Source organism: Microbacterium sp. CFSPD4_SD4 (assembly GCF_057364585.1).
In genome coordinates this window covers 25,853-45,383 of sequence record NZ_JBNFOC010000006.1, presented here as the reverse complement: position 1 = coordinate 45,383, position 19,531 = coordinate 25,853, and the positions used below count along the sequence as shown (strand labels likewise).

Annotated in this window: 17 protein-coding genes, 1 tRNA gene and 1 pseudogene; 8 read left to right on the top strand and 11 right to left on the bottom strand. The window is 71.7% G+C overall.

Annotated elements, in window-relative coordinates; all coding sequences use genetic code 11:
- Position 1: 1 nt before the first annotated feature.
- Complete coding sequence (locus AC2W7E_RS10690) at positions 2–1,150, bottom strand: zinc-dependent alcohol dehydrogenase (protein WP_025103122.1); 1,149 nt, start codon at positions 1,148–1,150, stop codon at positions 2–4.
- A 102-nt stretch (positions 1,151–1,252) separates the two neighbouring features.
- Between AC2W7E_RS10690 and AC2W7E_RS10685 the strand changes: the two are divergent.
- Positions 1,253–1,543 (top strand): annotated as a pseudogene (locus AC2W7E_RS10685) (DUF7882 family protein); the annotation flags it as partial.
- Positions 1,544–1,565: 22 nt separating this feature from the next.
- Here AC2W7E_RS10685 and nhaA read toward each other — a convergent pair.
- The 4 genes from nhaA to AC2W7E_RS10665 all read right to left on the bottom strand — a co-directional run bounded on the left by nhaA (position 1,566) and on the right by AC2W7E_RS10665 (position 4,073).
- Entirely contained in the window at positions 1,566–2,843 is a 1,278-nt protein-coding gene (gene nhaA, locus AC2W7E_RS10680) for a Na+/H+ antiporter NhaA (protein ID WP_485989064.1), read from the bottom strand.
- A gap of 61 nt (positions 2,844–2,904) precedes the next feature.
- On the bottom strand, positions 2,905–3,078 hold the full coding sequence (locus tag AC2W7E_RS10675) for a hypothetical protein (protein ID WP_485989063.1): 174 nt from the start codon (positions 3,076–3,078) through the stop codon (positions 2,905–2,907).
- Between the two features lie 96 nt (positions 3,079–3,174).
- Positions 3,175–3,247: transfer RNA gene (locus tag AC2W7E_RS10670), tRNA-Arg, on the bottom strand.
- Between the two features lie 16 nt (positions 3,248–3,263).
- Entirely contained in the window at positions 3,264–4,073 is an 810-nt protein-coding gene (locus tag AC2W7E_RS10665; protein WP_082758524.1) for an SGNH/GDSL hydrolase family protein, read from the bottom strand.
- A 93-nt stretch (positions 4,074–4,166) separates the two neighbouring features.
- Between AC2W7E_RS10665 and argS the strand changes: the two genes are divergently transcribed.
- Both argS and AC2W7E_RS10655 read left to right on the top strand, forming a co-directional pair.
- Positions 4,167–5,831, top strand: coding sequence for an arginine--tRNA ligase (argS, locus tag AC2W7E_RS10660; protein ID WP_485989062.1), 1,665 nt, complete (start codon positions 4,167–4,169; stop codon positions 5,829–5,831).
- A gap of 8 nt (positions 5,832–5,839) precedes the next feature.
- Positions 5,840–6,685 carry an LmeA family phospholipid-binding protein gene (locus AC2W7E_RS10655; protein ID WP_485989061.1) on the top strand — a complete coding sequence of 282 codons (846 nt, stop codon included), beginning with the start codon at positions 5,840–5,842 and terminating at the stop codon, positions 6,683–6,685.
- Between the two features lie 12 nt (positions 6,686–6,697).
- Here the strand turns inward: AC2W7E_RS10655 and AC2W7E_RS10650 are convergent, their stop codons facing one another.
- Genes AC2W7E_RS10650 through AC2W7E_RS10635 form a run of 4 tightly spaced genes read right to left on the bottom strand, consistent with a single transcriptional unit; the run spans position 6,698 to position 10,023 of the window.
- Positions 6,698–7,432, bottom strand: coding sequence for an alpha/beta fold hydrolase (locus tag AC2W7E_RS10650; protein ID WP_485989060.1), 735 nt, complete (start codon positions 7,430–7,432; stop codon positions 6,698–6,700).
- A gap of 1 nt (position 7,433) precedes the next feature.
- A complete protein-coding gene (locus AC2W7E_RS10645) occupies positions 7,434–8,000 on the bottom strand; it encodes a TetR/AcrR family transcriptional regulator (protein ID WP_485989059.1) in 567 nt (188 codons plus the stop codon).
- A gap of 7 nt (positions 8,001–8,007) precedes the next feature.
- Positions 8,008–8,898 (bottom strand): alpha/beta fold hydrolase, encoded by an 891-nt coding sequence (locus AC2W7E_RS10640; RefSeq protein WP_025103129.1) that lies wholly within the window; start codon positions 8,896–8,898, stop codon positions 8,008–8,010.
- Positions 8,899–8,949: 51 nt separating this feature from the next.
- A complete protein-coding gene (locus AC2W7E_RS10635; RefSeq protein WP_172400129.1) occupies positions 8,950–10,023 on the bottom strand; it encodes a YihY/virulence factor BrkB family protein in 1,074 nt (357 codons plus the stop codon).
- 146 nt (positions 10,024–10,169) lie between these two features.
- Between AC2W7E_RS10635 and lysA the strand changes: the two genes are divergently transcribed.
- From lysA to prfA, 5 genes are all read left to right on the top strand, one after another.
- Positions 10,170–11,588, top strand: coding sequence for a diaminopimelate decarboxylase (gene lysA, locus AC2W7E_RS10630; protein WP_315104554.1), 1,419 nt, complete (start codon positions 10,170–10,172; stop codon positions 11,586–11,588).
- A gap of 21 nt (positions 11,589–11,609) precedes the next feature.
- On the top strand, positions 11,610–12,914 hold the full coding sequence (locus AC2W7E_RS10625) for a homoserine dehydrogenase (protein ID WP_485989058.1): 1,305 nt from the start codon (positions 11,610–11,612) through the stop codon (positions 12,912–12,914).
- Between the two features lie 5 nt (positions 12,915–12,919).
- Complete coding sequence (gene thrB / locus AC2W7E_RS10620) at positions 12,920–13,885, top strand: homoserine kinase (RefSeq protein WP_231729613.1); 966 nt, start codon at positions 12,920–12,922, stop codon at positions 13,883–13,885.
- A 241-nt stretch (positions 13,886–14,126) separates the two neighbouring features.
- Entirely contained in the window at positions 14,127–16,001 is a 1,875-nt protein-coding gene (rho, locus tag AC2W7E_RS10615; RefSeq protein ID WP_485989127.1) for a transcription termination factor Rho, read from the top strand.
- Positions 16,002–16,009: 8 nt separating this feature from the next.
- On the top strand, positions 16,010–17,089 hold the full coding sequence (gene prfA / locus AC2W7E_RS10610) for a peptide chain release factor 1 (RefSeq protein ID WP_025103135.1): 1,080 nt from the start codon (positions 16,010–16,012) through the stop codon (positions 17,087–17,089).
- An 18-nt stretch (positions 17,090–17,107) separates the two neighbouring features.
- On the opposite strand, the gene AC2W7E_RS10605 is transcribed toward prfA, so the two are convergent.
- Both AC2W7E_RS10605 and AC2W7E_RS10600 read right to left on the bottom strand, forming a co-directional pair.
- Complete coding sequence (locus AC2W7E_RS10605) at positions 17,108–17,761, bottom strand: response regulator (protein ID WP_303708099.1); 654 nt, start codon at positions 17,759–17,761, stop codon at positions 17,108–17,110.
- The gene (locus AC2W7E_RS10600) at positions 17,758–19,401 is read right to left on the bottom strand and encodes a sensor histidine kinase (RefSeq protein WP_485989057.1); all 1,644 of its coding nucleotides are present in this window, start codon (positions 19,399–19,401) and stop codon (positions 17,758–17,760) included. Before AC2W7E_RS10600 ends, AC2W7E_RS10605 begins: the two co-directional genes overlap by 4 nt.
- Positions 19,402–19,531: the final 130 nt, after the last annotated feature.

Below are 19,531 nucleotides of genomic sequence, written 5' to 3'. Positions count from 1 at the left end.
GTCATTCCTCTCCGACGACGATGAGCGGCTTGATGCAGTCGTCGAGCTTGGACGAGAACACGTGGTAGGCCTCCGCGATGTGCTCCAGCGGGAAGCGATGCGTCAGCAGCTCGGAGGGACGGATGTGCCCTGCCTGGATGTGTTCGAGCAGCCGCGGCCACTGCCTCTTCACGGGAGCCTGGTTGCCGCGCACCGTGAGCCCCTTGTTCATGATGTCGCCGAGGCGCACCGAGGTCACCAGAGGACCGTACGCGCCGAGGATGGACACGGTGCCGCCCTTGCGCGCGCTGTCGATGGCCCAGTTCACCGCGACGGGGGAGCCGCCCTGCAGCTTGAGCTTCGCGGCGGTCACGTGCTGGACGACGCTGCCGTCCGCCTCCGCGCCGACCGCGTCGATCACCACGTCCGCGCCGAGGTAGCCGGTCGCCTTCTTCAGGGCGAGCACGATGTCACCGGCTTCGTGGAGGTGCATCGTCTCGGCGAAAGCGAAGTCCCGTGCCTTCTCGAGCCGGTAGTCGAGGTGGTCGACGACGATGACCCGTCCGGCGCCGAGGAACCAGGCCGAGCGGGCGGCGGCCAGGCCGACGGGCCCGGCGCCGAACACGACCACCGTGTCCCCTTCGGCGATGTCCGCCTGCTGCGCGCCGAAGTAGCCGGTGGAGAACGCGTCCGTGAGCAGCAGCGCGTCTTCGGAGGTGAGCCACTCCGGGATCACCGACGGGCCGACATCGGCGAACGGCACGCGCACGCGCTCCGCCTGCCCGCCGTCGTACCCGCCCGTCGTGTGCGAGTAGCCGTAGATCCCCCCGACCGCTGTCGCGTTGGGGTTCACGTTGTGGCAGTTCGAGAAGAGGCCTCGGCGGCAGAAGTAGCACGAGCCGCAGTAGATGTTGAACGGCACCATCACCCGGTCGCCCGGGCGCAGGCTCTCCACCGAGGGGCCGACCTCCTCCACCACCCCGACGATCTCGTGACCGAAGGTGTGCCCGATGCGGGTGTCGGGCATCATGCCGTGGAAGAGGTGGAGATCCGACCCGCACACGGCCGCTCTCGTGACCCGGACGATCGCGTCGTTGGGATGGTGGATCGTCGGGTCGGGTTTCTCCTCGACGCGGATCTTGTACGGTCCGCGGTAGGTCATCGCCTTCATCGGATGCTCCTTCGCTACGTGGAGTGACCGACGCTAGGCGCCGCCTCGAGGATGACTCAGGGCATTGACGGATGAGACGGGGAGGCGTACGAACGATGCGAACTCGAGGACCGCGCGCTCCTGCACATCCAGCTCGTCATCACCGCGAAGCTGCGTCGAGGGGAGCCGTTCGCGTTCAGCTGGCGGGAGGATGCCAGCGTCGGCGGCGGGAAGAACACCGTCTGGATCCACGCCTACAGCAGCATCGTCTTCCAGTACTTCGGCAGCAGGAGACCCGAGGTGAATCGCGCGTGGGTCGACGCGCTCGCCTACACGGCCAACAGCCCCACCGGGCTCTACCTGGTACCGGAACCGCCGGGCAGCGCGACGGCCGGAAACCTCGAGATCGCCTGAGGCCGGCCGTCGCGCCGGGGCATCAGCCGGCCGAGGCGGCCCCGCGCGCGCGCCGGCTTCGTGCTGCGAGCACGAGTCCGCCGAGGACCGCGGCGAGGAGGGAGCCGACGAGCACGCCGATCTTCACGTGATCGTCCGCGACGCTGCTGCTGCCGTACGCGAGCTCGCCCACCAGCAGCGAGACCGTGAACCCGATGCCCGCGAGCAGGGACATGCCCGCGAGGTCCGGCCAGCGCAGCGACTCATCGAGGCGCAGAGCCGGTACGCGACTCAACAGGAAGGTCGTGAGCAGGATGCCGACGGGCTTACCGAGCACGAGCCCCACGATGATACCGATCGTGATGGGGTCGGTCAGCGCCGAGACGAGGCCGTCCACGCCGCCGATCTCGACGCCGGCCGCGAAGAAGGCGAACACCGGCACGGCGACGAGGGTCGCCACGATGCCCCAGCGATCCGCGAAGTGCGCGGCGAGACCGTCGTAGACCGGAGCGCCGTCGGCGTCCGTCCCGGTCCGCACCCGCGCGCGCTCCGTCGGACGCACCGGCACCATGAAGCCGAGCAGCACCCCCGCGACCGTCGCGTGCACCCCGGACGCATGCACGAACGCCCAGACGGCCAGGGCGAGGGGAAGCAGGATCCACCAGGATCGGATGCCGTTCTGCACAGCGAGTGCGAAGCCCGCGAGGGGGAGGAGCGCCAGGATCAGCCAGGGGAAGCTGATGGTCTCGGTGTAGAAGGTGGCGATGATCGTGATGGCGATGAGGTCGTCGATGATCGCGAGGGTCAGCAGGAACACCCGCAGGGCGGGCGGCAGGAAGCGGCCGACGACGGCGAGCACCGCGATCGCGAACGCGATGTCCGTGGCCGTGGGGATCGCCCAGCCGCGGAGGACCTCGGCGCCCGACGAGGCGTTGATCGCGACGAAGAAGAGGGCGGGGACGATGACGCCGCCCACCGCGGCGGCGATCGGAAGCGCGGCACGGCGCGGGTCGCGGAGGCGTCCGGCGACGAACTCCTCCTTCAGCTCCAGTCCGACGACGAAGAAGAACACCGCGAGCAACCCGTCGGCGGCCCAGGCGCCGACACTGAGTTCGAGGTGCCACTCCGGGATCCCGAAGCGGAAGTCCCTGATGGCCTCGTACCAGGGGGCGGCGGGGGAATTGGCGAGGATCAGGGCGGCGAGCGTGGCGGTCAGGAGCAGACCGCCGCCCAGCACGTCGCTGCGGGCGGTGGAGCGGATGCCGCGCCAGAGCTCATGTGGCGCGAGACGGAAACGGGCAGGGGACGACGAAGAAGACACAGGGATACCTCACGGCAGATGGATGGGTGACGCGATGTCGCCGCACCCGTCCGGGCGCGGCCTATCTCTGTGGCGGCGGGCAGCCGGCGATCTCGCCGTGCGAGAGGGTGCCCCAGACGCTCGTCCAACCGTTGGTGCCGGGGTGCAGGACCACGCGCATCCACTCCGTCATCGGCGTCGCGGACGACAGACGGCGCGGAGCGCGCGTCGAACCGGCGATGAGGAGGGAGGGCACGGATCCAGGCTACCCGGCTCGGCTGCGGGACGTGGACGGACTCCCGGCGGCACGAGAAGAGGGACCGTCCGTGTGGACGATCCCTCTTGCTGTACGTGCCCCCGACAGGAGTCGAACCTGCGACCTACGGTACCGGAAACCGGCGCTCTATCCACTGAGCTACGGAGGCGTACCGATCGACAATATCACTCGTCGGGGGTGGTCTCCGACCCACCGGCCTCCGTGACCGGTGCGGCGCGCAGTTCGTCGAGCGCCGCCGCGAGCTTCTCGGCGAGATAGCGGTGGCCGTCGGTGGACGGATGCTTGCGTCCGACCTCCACGTCGATGACGGAGAGATAGTTGTCCTCGGTGATCCAGTCGAGCGCGACGGGGGAGATGTACCACCAGCCGCGGGCCGAGGCGAGAGCCGCGAGATCCCGGTCGATCCGTGCCGTCTGCGCGCCGACCGGAAGCTCGTGCGGCGCGGGGCCGAGCACGACGATCGCCGCCTCCGGGTACAGCGCCGTTAGCGCGTCCCACGCGGCGGTCACCGCCTCGCGGTAGCCGGCAGCGCCCTGTGCCCGGTCGTTGATGGAGCCCTGGATGATGACGAGGTCCGGGTCGAGAGTCGGGTCCAGCGCCGCGATGCGCTCGCCGAAGGTGGGGCCGTCGATGCCGGGCTTGAGGTAGCCGCTGCCGCGCACGCCGTCCACGATGGTCGTGCCGTGCAGCAGGTCGGCGAGCACGTACGCGTAGCCGAGGGTGGGGTCGGACGCGGCAGAGCCGTAGGTCCACGAATCGCCGAAGACGAGGACGGTCGGCTCGTCGGGGAGCGCGAGCGGTGCAGGAGCGATCACCGCGGCGGACTCGTCTCCGGCCGCAGTGCCGACCGGGAGGGACGACGGCGCCGGAACCCACGGTCGCCAGACCCCGATCACGCCCGCGGCGACGGCGACGAGGAGGGCGGCGGCGACGCCCGCGATGCGCAGTCGACGAGGGGCGGCGGGGGCGTTCATGGTGTGAGAGTAGATCACGGAGGACGGATCGCAAACTCGGCGGGACACGGGGCGACGGAACGGGCCTGCGCACCCCCGTAAACTGGGGGGTCTATGAATCCTGAAACGCTCGCCCACGCCCTCCTCGCCGTCCTCGCCCCCATCGCCGAGGAACGACGTCCGGGCGAGCCGTTCGACCTCTCCGCCGCCGACATCGTGCTGGAGCGCCCGCGCAACCGCGATCACGGCGACTGGGCCTCGAACATCGCCATGCGCCTGGCCAAGTCCTTCGGCACGAACCCGCGGGAACTCGCCCAGCAGATCGCCGACGGACTGGCCGATGTGGACGGCATCGCGAGTGTGGAGGTCGCGGGCCCCGGCTTCCTCAACATCCGCCTCGACGCGGCGGCCGCCGGCGCGCTCGCGAAGGTCATCGTCGACGCCGGCCCCGCCTACGGGACGAACTCCTCGCAGGAGGGCGTGAGCGTCAACGTCGAGTTCGTCTCGGCCAACCCCACCGGGCCGCTGCACATCGCGCACACGCGCTGGGCGGCCCTCGGCGACGCGATCGTCCGCCTGCTCCTCGCGAGCGGCGCCCGTGCGGTGCGCGAGTACTACATCAACGACGCGGGCGTGCAGATGGACCGCTTCGCCGCGTCCGTGCTGGCTGCGGCGAAGGGGGAGCCCACGCCGGAGGGCGGCTACCCGGGCGAGTACATCGCGACGCTGGCCGGCCGCGTCCTCGAGGCCCGCCCCGACTTGCTCGACATCCCGGAGGAGGAGCAGCTCGCCGTCGCCCGCGAGCTCGGCTACGAGTACCAGCTCGCCGAGATCAAGCATTCCCTCGAGCGCTTCAACGTGCCGTTCGACGTGTGGTTCTCCGAGCGCACCCTCCACGCGAAGGACGCCTCGGGTTCCAGCCTGATCGACCACGCCGTCGACCGTCTGCGCGAGCAGGGCCACGTGTTCGACGAGGACGGCGCCGTCTGGGTGCGCACCACCGACTTCGGCGACGACAAGGACCGCGTCATCCGCCGCTCGAACGGCGAGTACACGTACTTCGCCGCCGATGCCGCCTACTACCTGAACAAGGGCGACCGCGGCTTCCGCGACAAGATCTACCTGCTCGGCGCCGACCACCATGGCTACGTGCACCGTCTCAAGGCGGTCGCGGGAGCGGCGGGCGACGACCCCGCGAAGAACATCCAGGTGCTCATCGGCCAGATGGTCTCGATCAACGGTGCCCGCCTCAGCAAGCGCGCCGGCAACATCATCGAGATGGACGACCTGCTCGACTGGCTCGGCACGGACGCGCTGCGGTACTCGCTGGAGCGCTCGCCCGCCGACTCGCCGCTCGACCTCGACCCGGAGCTGCTGCAGAAGCGCACGAACGACAACCCGGTGTTCTACGTGCAGTACGCACACGCCCGCACCCACAACGTCGCGCGCAACGCCGCCGACTCCGGCATCGACCGCTCGGTCTTCGCCCCGGAGACGCTCACGCACGAGACCGAGGCGGCGCTGCTGGGCGCGCTGCAGGAGTTCCCGCGCATCGTCGCGTTCGCCGCCGAGGTGCGTGAGCCGCACCGCGTCGCGCGCTACCTGGAGGAGCTCGCCGGGCTGTACCACCGCTGGTACGACAACTGCCGGGTGATCCCCCTGAGCGACGCCCCGGTCGAGGACGTGCACCGCACGCGCCTGTGGCTGAACGACGCCGCCGGCCAGGTCTTCCGCAACGGGCTCGACCTGCTCGGCGTCTCCGCGCCCGAGCGCATGTAGGGAGCGCCATGAGCGACGACAACCCGACCCTCCCGTACCCGAAGCCCTCGGACGAGCACCCGACGCTCGTGGTCCCCGACCCGGCGGACGGTCGGCGGAAGAGCGCAGCGCCGCGGCGGCGCCGGTGGCCCTGGGTCGTCCTCATCGTCGTGGTCGTGCTCGCCGCCCTCGTGGTCGCGGCGGAGCTCGTCGCCCGTGCCGTGCTCCCCGGCGTCGTGCGGTCGATGGTGATCGAGCAGCTCGACCTGCCCGCCGACCAGCAGCTCGATGTCGAGACCGAGGGGATCCTGTTGCCGCAGCTGCTCGCCGGCCGCCTCGACACCCTGCGCCTGTCGACCGACGCCGTGACGCTGCAGGGCATCACGGGGGCGGCCGACGTCACCGCGACGGGCGTCCCGCTGCGCGGCGGCGACCTCGATGGCGCCGACGGCACCATCCGCATCGACCAGGAGCAGTTCACCGCTCTGCTCTCGGACACCGACCTGCCCGTCGACACGGTCGAGTTCGCCGCGCCGAACGCGACGCTCGGCGGCTCCTTCGCGGTGCTCGGGACGGCGGTCCCGGTGTCCGTCACGTTCACCCCCGGCGCCGTCGAGGGCGACCTCGAACTCACGCCGGTGGCGGCCAGCGTCGGCGGCGTGGAGGTCGACCTCGACCGCGTCGGGTCGTCGCTCGGCTCCCTCGGCGAGGGGATCACCCAGCCACGACGGGTGTGCATCGCCGACCAGCTCCCGGCCGGTCTCACGCTGACGGGGGTCGCGATCGTCGGCGACGACGCCGTGATCGACGTCGATGCGGACGGCGCGATCGTCACCGACGAGGCGCTCCAGGCGAAGGGCACCTGCGACCGCTGAGCGCACCCCGGTTCACCCGGGCAGGCGCTCCTGCAGGCGCGCGGCGAGTTCCGCCGGCCGTTGCAGGGGGATGCCGTGACCGCACCCCTCGACGACCTCGAGCGTGCTGCGCGGGTGCATGCGGTTCAGCAGCGCGGCGGAGCGGCGCATGAGCGGCTTCTCCTCCGCGCCGACGAGCACCAGCGCCGAACCGGGATGCGCACGCCACGCGGGCGGCGGTGTGAAACGCAGGTTCTCCTCGACCGCGCGCAGCAGCGTCGTGCGTGAGAGGGCGGCGGAGGTCTCCAGGTAGCGGGGAAGCAGTTCTTCCGGGATGAACAGCTCTCGTGCCTGCAGACGGGCGAAGCGCTCGTTCCTGGCGAGTCCGGCGGTGAGGCGGAGCAGCGCCAGAGTGGGCCCGACGGCCCGGATCGGCTCCGCCTGAGCGCTGATGACGACGGCGTCGGTGACGAGGTCCGGGCGTCGTGCCGCCAGCAGGACGGCGAGCTGCGCGCCGAGGGAGAAGCCGACGACGGTGGCCGGTCCGGTCTCCCGCTCCAGCAGGGGGATGAGCCCCGCCACCGTCTCCCCGTGCGATGCGTAGTCGACGCTCGCGCTGCGGCCGTGACCGGGGAGGTCCGGGACGACGACCCGGCGCGCGGGATCGAGGTGTCCGCGCAGCGGCTCCCACATCCACCCGGCGACCCCGCCGCCGTGCAGGAGCAGAAGCGGTGGTGTCCCCGGGGGACCCGATGTCTCGTGATGCATGTCACTCCGTCTCGAAGCTCGCGGCCATCCGGCCGACGGTGTCGATCGCGCTCTCCAAGGTCGCGCGATCCAGGGGACCCAGCGTGCGTGCGGCCGAGAGCAGTCCGAGGGTGGCGCTGGAGAGAGCGAGGGCCAGGGCTTCGGGCTCCACATCCGGCACGATCCGGCCCTGGCGCTGGAGGTCACGGATCCCGGCGACGACCCGTTCGTGACGCGTCCGGTACCGGGAGGTCGGCTGCGCGGCGACGTGGGCGCCGAGCACTCCCGCGTCGTCGAGGAACGCGGCCGTCATGAGCTCGTCGCCGAGCAGCGCCGCCGCCGTGGCGCGGTAGAGGGCGCTGAGCGACGGCTGCGGTCCCGCGGTGCGGGCGACGGCGTCGGCGATCCGCGCGGTGCCGCGCTGGAGCAGGGCATCGAGGATGTCGCGTTTCGCCGCGAACTCCAGGTAGACGGCGCCCTTGCCGATACCGGCCGCGCGCGCGATCGCGGCGACGTTCATCGCGTCGAAGCCCTCGGCCAGGACCATGCGCTCCGCCGCGTCGAGGATGCGTCCCCGACGGTCGGGCACGAGCGGCCTAGGCATCGGAGCCTCGGGCGAACCAGTCGCGCAGGGCGGGGATCACGAGGTCGGGACGGTCCCGTTGCACCCAGTGCCCGGCGCCGGGCGCCACGAGGAGCTGCCCGTCGGGCAGGATCTCCGCGGCCTCCTCGACCCGCCGGAGAGGGACACCGGAGTCGCGGTCGCCGTGCACGAGGAGGACCGGGACGCGGATCTCGGCGAGTCGATCACGGTAGTCGGTGCGGAGTCGCAACGGCCGCACCTGATCCCGCTGCCAGTCGCCGAACGTCGTGAGACCGGAGCCTGTCGCGGCCTCGGCGAGCACCGCGTCGACGAGACCAGGGGTGCGGGCGTCGGGGGAGCGCACGAGATCCTGGAGGCCTCGCGTCATCGCCTTCCGGTCGCGTGCGTAGACGCGTGTCATCGCACCGAGCAGGCCCGAACGCAGGAGCAGGAACGTCGACAGGTGCGAGAGGGGCCCGAAGGTGCCGTCCGTCAGGCGCGGCATCAGGCCGTAACTGCCGAGGAGGGCGGCGGCGTGTGCTCCGTCCGGGCGGTCGAGCAGATGGCCCAGCGCCATCCCCGCGCCCATCGAAAGACCCCCGATGGCATACGCGTGCAGCTCGAGGGCGTCGACGAGGTCGCCGACGTACTGCACCAGGCGCTCCTGGGTCAGCGACGCATCGAGGCGTGGGCTGCGTCCGAAGCCGGGGTGGTCCGGCGCGAGGACGCGGTGTCCGGCCGCCGCCAGCGCCGGCCCGACCTCGCCCCAGGAGAGCTCCGCACTGTCGGCCCCGCCGCCGTGCAGCAGCAGCACGGGTGTCTGCGTCTCGCCGGAGGGGCGCCATTCCAGGACCGACACCGCGGCGCCGGGAACGGTCACGGTGTGCCGTCGTGGTGCGGACATGCGTCCCCTCTCGTTGTGACCATCCTATCGATTCCGGTCACAACGAGGACCTCACTCCGGGGCGGCGGTGCCGTTCTCCTCGGCCGCCGCGCGCTGGGCGTCGCGCAGCTCGGCCGTCGCGATCTTCACGTCGACCTCGGCGCGCTGCAGCCGTCGCTGCACGAACGTCCGCGCACCGAACCGTTCGTGCAGGCGGTCGCCGCGCTCCTCTTCGGCGGTCACGATGTAGGCGCACGCGACGAGGATGACCTGCGTGGACAGCTGGAGCCAGATCAGGAGCGCGAGGAGCGAGGCGAACGACGCGAGGAGGGGGTTGCTCGTCGCTCCGCCCACGAACAGTCCGGAGAGCTGCTGCAGCACGATGAGGCCGAAGGCGCCGAGGAAGGCGCCGCTCCACAGGGAGCGCGCGGCGGGCCGGACGCCGGACAGCAGGAGGAAGGCGCCGACGATCAGGGCCGCATCGAGGATGAAGACCACGAGCAGCGACAGGAGACGGACCGTCCAGGCGAGCAGCGGCGAATCCGACGGCACCCCGAGCAGATCGCCGATCCAGGTCACCCCGAGCTGTCCGATGAAGGTGATCCCGGCGGCGAGCACGAACGCGAGCCCGATGCCGACGGCGAGCAGGAGGTTGCGGACGATGACCCAGATCCACAGGATGTCCGCCTGGATCGTGCCGGCGATGGTCCGGATGGCCGTGCGGAGCGAGCCGATGGCGCCGAGAGCGGCACCGACCAGCGCGACGAGGGAGATGATGCCGGCGATCGAGAACGAGGCCGGAGTCCGGAGGTCGTTCGTGTTGATGACACCGCCCTCGCCGATGAGCCCGGGGACCGCGGACTGCACGGCGTCGATGATCGCGCGCCAGGCCTCCGGGTTGCCGGACAGCCAGAGGGCCGCGAGGGAGAAGCCGAGGAGCACGCCCGCGAAGACGCTGAACAGGGCCCGGTAGGTCACGCTGTCGGCGAGCATCGGGCCACGGCGCTCGGAGTACAGCAGGACGGCCCTGACCGGGCGCCGGGCGAGGGCCCAGGCGATCACCGGACCCGTGATGCGGGCGACCAGCCCAGGGCGGGCCGGGGCTGCGGAGTGGTTCTCGGAGTCTCGGTTGTCGGTGTCTGCCACGTGCCCACCCTACGAGCCGGGCGGTACCGCTCCCCAGGGGGTTGACGCGGCGTGTCACCGTGACCAGGCAGCGACAGAGGGTGCCCTAGAATCGGGGCAACTCGATGTGCGCCTCCGCCCGAGATCCGTCCCACGATTGGTGTTCCGTGCTCGACTCTGCCGCCACGCTCGCTCCGGACTGGCTCGTCGTCCCCGAAGATCCGAACGATCTCGCGCCGGGTGTCTGGCCGTCTTCGGCCACGCGCGACGACGACGGCAGCCTCGTGCTCGCCGGAGTGCCGGCGCCCGAGCTCGCCCGCACCTACGGCACGCCGCTCCTCGTGCTCGATGAGGACGAGGTGCGGCGCCGCGCCCGGGCCTTCCGCGACGCGTTCGACCGCGCCGCCTCGGCGCACGGCACGACCGCGCAGGTGTACTACGCCGGCAAGGCCTTCCTGTGCACGACGGTCGCCCGCTGGGTCGTCGACGAGGGGCTGCGCATCGACGTGTGCACCGGCGGCGAGCTCGAGGTCGCCCTCGCCGCGGGGGTCGCACCGGCCTCGCTGGGCTTCCACGGCAACAACAAGTCGGTCGCCGAGCTGGAGCGCGCTGTCGCTCTCGGCATCGGCACGATCGTCGTCGACAGTGCGATCGAGATCGAGCGCCTCGCCGCCATCACGGCCCGGACGGACACCGTGCAGCGCGTCATGGTCCGGGTCATCAGCGGCGTCCACGCCGAGACCCACGACTTCCTCGCCACGGCCCACGAGGACCAGAAGTTCGGCTTCCCGCTCGCCGAGGCCGAGGTCGCCGTGGCCCGCATCCGTGAGATCCCGGGGCTGGAGTTCGCCGGCCTGCACTGCCACATCGGCTCCCAGATCTTCGGCGTGGCCGGCTTCCGCGAATCCGCGTCGCGCGTGCTCGAACTGCACGCCGCCCTCCTCGAGGACGGCCCGGTGCCGCAGCTGAACCTCGGCGGCGGCTTCGGCATCGCCTACACCCGCGTCGACGACCCCACGCCGATCGACGAGCTGGCCGACGGCATCGTGGCGGCGGTCGCCGAGGGCTGCGCGGCGCGGGGCATCGCGGTGCCCGCGCTCTCGTTCGAGCCCGGGCGCGCGATCGTCGGCACGGCGGGCGTGACCCTCTACGAGGTCGGCACGACGAAGGACGTCACGGTCGCCTCCGGGGCCACGCGGCGGTATGTCAGCGTCGACGGCGGGATGAGCGACAACGCCCGTACGGCTCTCTACGGCGCCAGCTACTCCGCCCGCCTCGCCTCGCGGACGGGGACGGACGAGCCCCAGCTGAGCCGAGTGGTCGGCAAGCACTGCGAGTCCGGCGACATCGTCGTCGACCACGAGTACCTCCCCGGAGACGTGACACCGGGCGATCTGCTGGCCGTCCCGGCGACCGGCGCCTACTGCGCCTCGCTCGCGAGCAACTACAACCACGTCCCGCGGCCGCCGATCGTGGCGGTGCGGGAGGGGCGCTCGCGGGTGATCGTCCGCGGCGAGACCGTCCACGACCTGCTGGCCCGCGACGCGGGCATCGACGGGGCGCACGCCCCCGAGGGAGCACGATGACCCACCCCGAAGGAGCACCCATTGACTGACTACAGACGACTTCGCGTGGCGCTGCTGGGCGCCGGGGCCGTCGGCTCCCAGGTGGCGGCCCTCCTGCTCCGCCACGGCGACGAGCTGGCCGACCGCGCGGGTGCCGCGCTGGACCTGGCCGGAATCGCGGTCCGTGACCTCGACGCGCCCCGCGACGTCGAGCTCCCGAAGGAGCTCTTCACGACCGACGCCGAGTCGCTCATCCTCGGCGCCGACATCGTGATCGAGCTCATCGGCGGCATCGAGCCCGCCCGCACCAGCATCCTCCAGGCGATCGGCTCGGGAGCCGACGTGGTCACGGCCAACAAGGCGCTGCTGGCCACCCACGGACCGGAGCTGTTCGAGGCGGCGGATCGCGTCGGCGCCTCGGTGTACTACGAGGCGGCGGCCGCGGGTGCCATCCCGATCATCCGTCCGCTGCGCGACTCGCTCGCGGGCGACCGCGTCGTGCGGATCATGGGCATCGTCAACGGCACCACGAACTACATCCTCGACCGGATGGACACCGAGGGCGCCGACTTCGCCGACGTGCTGGCGGACGCGCAGCGCCTCGGATACGCGGAGGCCGACCCCACCGCGGACGTCGAAGGCTACGACGCCGCGCAGAAGGCCGCGATCCTCGCCAGCCTCGCCTTCCACACCGCGGTGCCGCTGGAGGCGGTGCACCGCGAGGGGATCACCACCATCACGGCGTCGATGATCGAGGAGGCCCGCGCGGCGGGCTTCGTGATCAAGCTGCTCGCCGTCTGCGAGCGCATCGAGGCCGACGGTGCCGAGTCCATCTCGGTGCGGGTCTACCCGGCCCTCGTGCCGGTCGCCCACCCTCTCGCCTCCGTGCACGGTGCCAACAACGCCGTCTTCGTCGAGGCCGAGGCGGCGGGCTCCCTCATGTTCTACGGCGCCGGCGCGGGCGGCATCCAGACGGCCTCGGCCGTGCTCGGCGACGTGGTCTCCGCCGCTCGTCGGCACATCGCCGGCGGCGTCGGCGTGGGCGAGTCCACCCGGGCGAACCTCCCCGTCGTGCCCATCGGCCACGTGACCACGCGCTACCAGATCACCCTCGAGGTCTCCGACGCCCCCGGCGTGCTGGCGACCGTCGCCGGGATCCTCAGCGACGGCGGGGTGTCCGTGGCGACCGTCGTCCAGACCGTCGAGGGGGAGGACGAGCCGACCGCACGCCTCATCATCGGCACGCATCGCGCGACGGAGCAGGCCCTCAGCGACACGGTGGACGTGCTCGCGGGCAGCGACGTCGTCGCCCGCGTGGTGTCCGTCCTCCGGGTGGAAGGCGAGTGACCACCGTGACGGCCACGGCTCCCGCGCCCGAGGAGCACGGCGCGCGCGTGGGGCGCACGGTCGAGGTGACGGTGCCGGCGACGAGCGCCAACCTCGGCCCCGGCTTCGACACGCTCGGCCTGGCGCTCAGCATCTACGACCGGCTCGAGGTGACGGCGCTCCCCGAGGGGCAGCTCGAGATCGAGGTCTCCGGTTCCGGTGCCGAGGACATCCCGCGGGATGCCTCCAACCTCATCGTCCGGACGATCGCCCACGTGTTCGCCGACGCAGGCCGGCCGATGCCCGGTCTGCGCATCGTGGCCGAGAACGCCGTCCCGCACGGCCGAGGCCTCGGGTCCTCCGGCGCGGCCGTCGCTGCCGGCGTGCTCGCGGCGAAGGGGCTGCTGGCGGGAGACGTCGACATCTCCGACACCGATCTGCTGCGCCTGGCGACCGAGCTGGAGGGCCACCCGGACAACGTGGCCCCTGCGCTGTTCGGCGGGCTCACGATCGCGTGGATGGGGGAGCGCGGCCCGCAGCACAAGAAGCTCCTCGTGCACCGCGGCGTCTCCCCGCTCGTCCTCGTCCCGGCGTACACGATGTCCACCTCGCAGGCCCGGTCGCTGCAGCCGCCGCACGTCTCCACGGCCGACGCGGTGTTCAACGTGTCCCGGTCCGCACTGCTCATCGCCGCGCTGATGCAGAGCCCGGAGCTGCTGCTCGACGCGACCGCCGACCGCCTGCACCAGGACTACCGCGCTGGTGCCATGCCGGAGACGCAGCGCCTCGTGCAGGCTCTGCGTGCCGCCGGATTCGCGGCGGTCGTCTCCGGCGCCGGACCCAGCGTGCTCGTGCTCGCCGACGGTCCCGGCAGCCGTCTGGACGCCGTCGAGGTGGCCAATCAGGTGACCGACACCCCGTGGGAGGCGCTCCTGCTCGCCGTCGACGTCCGTGGTGGTACAGTGGGGGATCGAGCGGAGGGCTCCACGTAGCATTCGTGAATCTGGCCCCATTGCATCTCTTGCAAGACCCGCACGCGAACCCCTGAGGCCCAAGTGCCGAGGCTGGCTGACGCCGAGCGTCAGCCCGTGCGATCGTGCGCAGCACCCGTTGTGCGCGTTCACGCTCATTTCCCATGACCTATAAGGGAGTACTCGTGGAGAACCTCTCCGAGACCCAGAACGATCAGGCGGCTCCGACCGCCGATGCCCCCGTCGCCGAGCAGGCGACCGAATCCGCTCCGGCCAAGAAGCGCGCACCGCGTCGGGCGAACACCGCTACGGCTGCGGCCAAGGCGGCCAAGGCCGCGGAGGAGTCCGGCTCGGCGGAGGCCCCTGCGGCTGCCGGCGACTCCGCCGAGGCGGCGGAGGCGGCCCCGAAGGCGAAGGCTCCGCGCCGCACGCGGGCGAAGAAGGCGGACGCCGAGGCTCCGGCCGAGGCCGCACCGGCCGAAGCGGCACCGGCTGCCGAGACCACCGAGGCGCCCGCCGAGGCCCCCAAGTCCGCCCGCGGCCGTCGCACGAAGAAGGCGGATGCCGAGGCCTCGGAGGCGAAGACCGAGAAGGCCGAGGCCGCACCGGCCGACAGCGCGGCGGAGACCGCCGACGCGGGCACCGCCCAGGGCGCCGCGCCAAGAACGACGCGGCGAAGAGCGAGTCGAAGAACGACGGCGCTGCCGCGAAGAACGAGGCCGAGGCGGACGCTCCCTCGAAGGACTCGTCCGGCGAGGCCGACAACGGCGAGGAGCAGGGCGGTCGGGGCCGCAGCCGCAACCGCAACCGCAACCGTGGCCGTGGCCAGGGCGGCGGTCAGGAGCAGGCGCAGAACGCGCCGGCCGACGACGACCAGTCGGGTAACGGCAACGGCCGCAACCGTCAGCGCAACAAGCGTCGCAGCGGCGGCCAGGTCGACGAGTTCGAGACGGAGATCACCGAGGACGACGTCCTCATCCCGATCGCCGGCATCCTCGACGTGCTCGACAACTACGCCTTCGTGCGCACCACCGGTTACCTGGCCGGCCCGAGCGACGTCTACGTCTCGCTCGGCCAGGTCAAGAAGTACAACCTCCGCAAGGGCGACGCCGTCGTCGGCTCCATCAAGCAGCCGCGCGAGGGCGAGCAGCAGGGTCGGCAGAAGTACAACGCCCTGGTCAAGGTCGACTCGATCAACGGCCTCTCGGTCGACGATGCGGCCACCCGCGTGGAGTTCGGCAAGCTCACCCCGCTCTACCCGCAGGAGCGTCTGCGGCTGGAGACGGCTCCGGAGAAGCTCACGCAGCGGATCATCGACCTCGTCGCGCCGATCGGCAAGGGCCAGCGCGGCCTCATCGTCGCACCGCCCAAGGCCGGCAAGACGATCGTCCTGCAGCAGATCGCCAACGCGATCGCGCAGAACAACCCCGAGGTCCACCTCATGGTCGTGCTCGTCGACGAGCGCCCCGAAGAGGTCACCGACATGGAGCGCACCGTGAAGGGCGAGGTCATCGCCTCCACCTTCGACCGCCCCGCGGAGGACCACACGACGGTCGCCGAGCTCGCGATCGAGCGGGCCAAGCGCCTCGTCGAGCTGGGCCGCGACGTGGTCGTGCTGCTCGACTCGATCACCCGCCTCGGGCGCGCGTACAACCTGGCCGCTCCGGCGTCCGGCCGCGTGCTCACCGGCGGCGTCGACGCGTCCGCGCTTTACCCGCCGAAGCGCTTCTTCGGTGCCGCGCGCAACATCGAGAACGGCGGATCCCTCACGATCCTCGCCACCGCGCTCGTCGAGACCGGTTCCAAGATGGACGAGGTCATCTTCGAGGAGTTCAAGGGCACCGGCAACAGCGAGCTGCGGCTGTCGCGTCAGCTGGCCGACAAGCGGATCTTCCCGGCGGTCGACGTCAACGCGTCCAGCACCCGCCGCGAGGAGATGCTGCTCTCGGCCGACGAGGTCAAGATCACCTGGAAGCTGCGCCGTGCTCTCGCCGGCCTCGACCCGCAGCAGGCCCTGGAGGTCGTGCTCGGCAAGCTGAAGGAGACCCACTCCAACGTGGAGTTCCTCGTGCAGATGCAGAAGTCCATCCCGACGCTGCCCTCGGGCGCTCACGGGCACGACAACAACATCCGCTGAGGACCGACGTGTTCGAGTCCGTCCAGACTCTGATCGACGAGCATCGCCGGGTCCAGGAGGAGCTCTCCGACCCGGCGGTGCACGCCGACGCGGCTCGCGCCAAGCGCGTGAACCGTCGGTATGCCGAGCTGTCGCGCATCGTGGCGGCGCATGAGGCGTGGACGGCTGCCGTCGACGATCTCGAGGCGGCGCGGGAACTGGCCCGTGAGGACGAGGCCTTCGCCGCGGAGGTCCCCGCCCTCGAAGAGGGCGTGCAGGCGGCGCAGGAGCGCCTGCGGCGCCTCCTCATCCCGCGCGACCCGGACGACGCCCGCGACGTGATCATGGAGATCAAGGCGGGGGAGGGCGGCGCGGAGTCGGCCCTGTTCGCCGCGGATCTGCTGCGCATGTACGTGCAGTACGCCGCGTCGAAGGGGTGGAAGACCGAGCTGCTCGAGCGCAACGAGTCCGACCTCGGCGGCTACAAGGACGTCCAGGTCGCCATCAAGGGTTCCTCGTCCGACCCCGCACAGGGTGTCTGGGCGCATCTGAAGTATGAGGGCGGCGTGCACCGCGTGCAGCGGGTTCCCGCCACGGAGTCGCAGGGCCGCATCCACACCTCCACGACCGGCGTGCTCGTGTTCCCCGAGGTGGACGAGCCCGAGGAGATCCAGATCGATCAGAACGATCTGAAGATCGACGTGTTCCGCTCGTCGGGCCCCGGCGGACAGTCGGTGAACACCACCGACTCCGCTGTCCGCATCACGCACGTGCCCACCGGGATCGTCGTGTCGATGCAGAACGAGAAGTCGCAGCTGCAGAACCGCGAGGCGGCGATGCGGGTGCTGCGTGCCCGGCTGCTGGCCAAGCAGCAGGAGGAGCTCGATGCGGCCGCCTCGGACGCGCGCAAGTCGCAGATCCGCGGCATGGACCGCTCGGAGCGCATCCGCACCTACAACTTCCCCGAGAACCGGATCGCGGATCACCGCACCGGGTTCAAGGCGTACAACCTCGATCAGGTCATGGACGGCGCGCTCGACCCCATCATCGAGAGCGCCATCGCCGCCGACGAAGAGGCCCGTCTGGCCGCCGTCGGCTCCGAGGGCTGAGCGGCCGCCGCGACGGCGTCAGGTGCGCGCGGCGTACCGGTGCTCGGGACGCCCGGTCGACCCGTAGCGCAAGCGCACCTCGACGATGGTCCGTGCGGCGAGAGCCGCGAGGTGCCGTTGCGCCGTGGCCCGGGAGATGCCGACCCGCTCGGCGACCTCCGCCGCTGAAGCCTCGCCGTCGCCGAGCGCCGCGAGCACGCGCTGCTCGGTGGCCGAGCGCGACAGGGAGACCGGCTCGCCGCCGCCGTGCAGGATCGCCAGCGCGCGGTCCACGTCCTCCTGCGTGACGGGCCGATCACCCGCGAGCAGGTTGCGGTAGCGGGTGTACCGGTCGAGGAGTCCCGTGAGAGCACGTCGGTCGAAAGGCTTCACGAGGTAGCCCACGGCGCCGGCTCGCAGTGCGCGGCGCACGGTGGGCGCGTCGTCCGCGGCGGAGATGAGGATCGCGTCGACCCCGAGCTCGCGGACGAGTCCGATGCCGTCCCCGTCGGGGAGGTAGACGTCGGCGAGCAGGAGGTCGGGGCGTGTCGAGCGCACGAGGTCGCGCGCCTCGGCGCAGGACCGCGCGGTCCCGGTCACGGTGTATCCGGGCTGATCGTCCACGATCGTCCGGTGCAGGTCAGCCACCCGGAAGTCGTCGTCGAGGATGAGCGCGCGCAGCGGTTCGGTCATCGGTCCTCCTTCGGGACACGCGGAGCGGGGTCGACGGCATCCCCGAGCCGGGCGGCGAAGACCGCGCCGTGATCGGGACCGCCGGAGTCGATGATCCAGAGGTCGCCGCCGCTGCGGCGGGCGATCTCCGTCGCGAGCGGCAGTCCGATGCCGTGTCCGTGCACGGAGTCCGCGCTCCCGTCGTCGGCGTGCGGCCGGGGGTCGGACGGGCGGAGCCCCTCGCCGGAGTCGGCCACCGTGACGACGAGCGCGTCACCGTCGCTCAGCACCGAGACCTCCACCCACCGCGGCTCCCGCGCGCCCGCGACGGCGGCCACGACCGCGTTGTCCACGAGGTTGCCGAGCACGCTGGCCACGTCCTCCGCTCGACGGACGGTGCCGATCACCTGGGTGTCCGCCGCGATCCGCAGGGCGACGCCCCGTTCGGCGGCCTCGACGCCCTTGGCTCCGAGGAAGGCGTGCAGGAACGGGTCGCCCACGAGGTCGAGTCCGGTGACGGGGAACGCCACCGGACCGCGGCTCACCAGCTCGTCGAGGAACGCCCTGGCGTCGTCGACGCGACCGGCGTCGATGAGGCCCGCGGCCACATGGAGGCGGTTCGCGAACTCGTGGCGTTGGACACGCAGCGCGGTGGTCATCGTCCGGACGGCCTCCAGCCGCTCGGTCAGGGCGATGAGGTCGGTGCGGTCGCGCACGATCAGCACATCGCCGAGCGCGCGCCCGTCGCGTCGCACCGCGCGCGACTCGAGGTACAGCATCCGGTCGCCCACGACGGCCTCCGCGCGGTCGCGAGCCCCGGTGGCGGTGTCGTGCACGACAGGGGGGAGGGGAAGCGCGTCCACGGTGCGGCCGACCGGATCGTGGAGCCCGAGAAGCCGATCCGCCGCGGCATTGCTCACGCGCACGACGCCGTCCTGATCGACCGCGAGCACGCCGTCGCCGACGCCGTCGAGCACCGCCGTCTGATTCTGCACGAGGGCGACCAGCTCCTCGGGCTGCACGCCGATGGTCAACCGTTCCCAGCGCCGGCGCAGGAGGAGGAAGGTCAGGAGGGCGAGGGCGAGCGCGCCGGCGGCGGTCAGACCGAGAGCGGCGAGCAGCGGCGGCAGGTCGTCGAAGACGCCGTTGCGCTCGAACCCGACGCTGATCTCGCCGACCGGCGTGCCGGAGTCGTCGCGCACCGGCACCTTCGCGCGGGCGGACTCGCCGAGCGTGCCGGTCTGCCAGTCGACCACCTCGCGTCCCGCCAGCACCGCGGCGAACGGGGTGCTCACGACCTCGCCGATCCGCGAGGGCAGCGGATGGGCGAGTCGGATGCCTTCATCGTCCGTGATGACGACGAACAGGGCCCCGGTGCGGGCCATGACGTCGGTGGCGATCTGCTGCAGGTCTCCGTCGTGCAGCGCCTCCGCGTCCGGCTCGTCGTCCGACGCGGAGATGGCGGCGACCGCCGCCCGCACCTGCGCGTCCTCGGCCAGGGTCCTCGCGATGCCGAGCGCGGTCGACTCCGCCTCGGCGCGCAGCTGCTGGACCGCGAGGGCGAGGTACACGCCCGTGCACAGCGTCACGACGAGGGCGACGGCGGCGAGGTGCAGCAGCAGCGCGCGGGTCGCGAACCGGACCCGTCTCCGCGGGGACATCGACACCTCCTCGACGCGCAATATGCGCAGAAGTCACGGTACGCGCACAAGACGCGGTTATGCGGCATACCGCGCTCGGCGTCTCCGGATTCCCTAGCCTCGTCAGGATCCGTCAGCGATGACGGAGCGA